The organism is Spirillospora sp. NPDC046719, from assembly GCF_040645715.1.
In the GTDB taxonomy this organism is placed as follows: Bacteria; Actinomycetota; Actinomycetes; order Streptosporangiales; family Streptosporangiaceae; genus Spirillospora.
On sequence record NZ_JBEYYT010000771.1, the window covers coordinates 1 to 2,629 of the forward strand.

The 2,629-nt window shown below is 74.4% G+C and carries 3 protein-coding genes; 2 read left to right on the forward strand and 1 reads right to left on the reverse strand.

The features are described from left to right. Both ABZ914_RS49940 and ABZ914_RS49945 read left to right on the forward strand, forming a co-directional pair. The coding region (locus ABZ914_RS49940) for an SRPBCC family protein (RefSeq protein WP_500201611.1) at positions 1 to 701 on the forward strand (701 nt) is incomplete at its 5' end. A 68-nt stretch (positions 702 to 769) separates the two neighbouring features. Then, positions 770 to 1,846 carry an SRPBCC family protein gene (locus tag ABZ914_RS49945; RefSeq protein WP_500201612.1) on the forward strand — a complete coding sequence of 359 codons (1,077 nt, stop codon included), beginning with the start codon at positions 770 to 772 and terminating at the stop codon, positions 1,844 to 1,846. A 20-nt stretch (positions 1,847 to 1,866) separates the two neighbouring features. Here ABZ914_RS49945 and ABZ914_RS49950 read toward each other — a convergent pair. After that, positions 1,867 to 2,629, reverse strand: a 763-nt coding sequence (locus ABZ914_RS49950) for a helix-turn-helix transcriptional regulator (RefSeq protein WP_500201613.1), incomplete at its 5' end; no start/stop codon positions are given.

A 2,629-nucleotide genomic window follows, 5' to 3' on the forward strand; every position in this document is an offset into this window, starting at 1 on the left:
GGGTCGTCGCCCGCTTCGAGGCCCGGCTGGAACGCGCCGTCCGGCGGCTGACGGCCGAGGCGGAGCAGGGCGGGCCGCTGGTCCGGGCGGCGCTGGCGGGCGCCCGGGCCCTCTACGACGGCAGGTCGCCGGGGCGCGCGCTGCTCAGCTTCGGCTGGACGGCGCTGAAGGAGACGCTCAAGCGGATCTTCGGCGGCGGGCGGCGCGGCGGCCTGGTCGCCATCGTCGAGCAGATCGACGTGGGCGCGCCGTGCCGGCTGGTCTACGACCAGTGGACCCGCTTCGAGGACTTCCCGTCCTTCATGAAGAAGGTGGTCGGCGTCGAGCAGGTGTCCGACGAGAAGCTGCACTGGAAGGCGCGGATCTTCTGGTCGAGCCGGTCCTGGCGGTCGACGATCGTCGAGCAGGTCCCGGACCGGCACATCGTCTGGCGCTCCGAGGCCGCCAAGGGCCGGGTGGACGGGACCGTCAGCTTCCACGAGCTGACGCCCGACCTGACCCGCGTCCTGCTCGTCCTGGAGTACCGCCCCGGCGGCCTGTTCGAGCGGACCGGCAACCTGTGGCGCGCGCAGGGCCGCCGGGTCCGGCTGGAGCTCAAGCACTTCCGCCGCCACGTCATGACCCGCTCGCTCACCGCCCCCGGCGGAGTCGAGGGCTGGCGCGGCGAGATCCATGAAGGCGAGGTCGTCAGGGCCTCGTGACACAGAACCCCCACATCGAACCCCTGCGGAGGATACGCACCATGAATCGCGGAACCAGGGTGGGCCCGGTGCCCATCGGACAGATCGCTCGACGGCTGCCGGTCGGCCGGCGGAGCCCGTCGGGCCTCGCCCGCATCACGCAGAACCTGCCGAGCGGCATCCCCGGCGGCAAGGCGCTCGGCGCCACCGGCGGCGTCCTGCTCGGCGCCGGCGCCGCCGTCGCGGCGAGCCGCGCGCTCGGCCGCGGGAACGGCCGGGCGGACGGGACCGAGGAGCAGGACGAGAGCGGCGGCACCGCCGCGAAGAGCACCTCGGGCGGCCCGGCGAAGAGGACGGCGAAGACGGCGAAGGACGCCGCGAAGGGCGCCGGGGACACCGCCAAGGAGGCCGCCGGCAAGCCCGCCGAGCAGGCGAAGGGCCTGTTCGGACGGCTCAAGGACACCGTCGGCGGCGCCCTGAAGAAGGGCGGCGGCAAGGGCGGCGGCGGCAAGAAGGTGAAGGTCACCAACATCATCGAGCACACCGACATCGGTGCGCCGCGCCGCCTCGTCTACGACCAGTTCACGCAGTTCCAGGAATTCCCGTCCTTCATGAAGAAGGTCATCAGCGTCGACCAGGCGGACGACGAGAAGCTGAACTGGCAGGCGAAGATCTTCTGGTCCAAGCGGACCTGGGAGGCGACGATCGTCGAGCAGGTCCCGGACGAGCACGTCGTCTGGCGCTCCAAGGGCGCGAAGGGCCACGTGGACGGGACGGTCAGCTTCCACGAGCTGGCGCCGAACCTGACCCGCGTCCTGGTGGTCCTGGAGTACCACCCGCAGGGCCTGTTCGAGCGGACCGGCAACATCTGGCGCGCGCAGGGCCGCCGCGTCCGGCTGGAGCTCAAGCACTTCCGCCGGCACGTGATGACGCAGTCGCTGACCCGCGCCGACGAGATCGAGGGCTGGCGCGGCGAGATCCGCGACAGCGAGGTCGTCAAGACCCATGAGGACGCGCTGAAGGAGGAGGAGAAGTCCGGGAACGGCCGCAAGGCCCGGGGCGGCTCCGGCTCCAACGGCAGGAACGGCGGCAAGGAGAAGGACGCCGCCAAGGAGAAGGACGGCGCCAAGGAGAAGGACAAGGAGTACGAGGAGGCGTCCCGGTAGCCCGGCGCGTCCGCGGGCGGTCAGCGGATCATCCGGGCCAGCTCGACGCGCGACCGGATCCCGAGCCGGGTGAACACGTTGCGGAGGTGGTGGTCGATGGTCCGCGGGCTGAGCAGCAGCCGCGCCGCGATCTCGCGGTTGGTGGCCCCTTCGGCGACCATCCGGGCGATGTGCGCCTGCTGCGCGGTGAGGCCGGTCAGCGCTGGTGGCTCCCCGGGCCCGGCGGCGGTGCGCGGTGCAGCCGCCTCCGGGTCCGGGGCCGGGCCCGCGTCGCCTGCCGCGCGCAGTTCCGCGCGGGCCTGCCCGGTCCACGGGACGGCGCCGTACCGCTCGAAGATCCGCAGTGCCGTGCGCAGGTGCTCGCGGGCGGCGCGCGGGCGGCGGCCGCGCCGGAGCCGGGCGCCGAACAGCAGCTCGGTGCGGGCCAGCTCGAACACCGCGTCCGCCGACTCGTGCAGCCGGAGGGCCTCGGTGTAGTGCGCGGCGGCCTCGTCGTCGCGTTCGGCGAGCAGGGCGGCGCAGCGGCGGGCGAGCGCGAGCCGTCCCGGGGTCCGCGTCGCGTCCGCCCAGCGGGTGAAGTCCTCGGCGGCGCGGGCGGCGCGCTGCCGGTGGCCGGTGTAGGCGAGGGCCTCCACCAGGTGCGGCGCGGCGAGCAGCCGGGCGAGCGGGTGCGCCAGGCCGGCGCCGCCGGGCAGCCGCAGCCGCGCGGCGGCGTCGCCGGGACGGTCCGCGCCGCCGCGTTCGGCGCCTGGGCGCCCGCCTGCCTCGACCTCGCCGCGGACC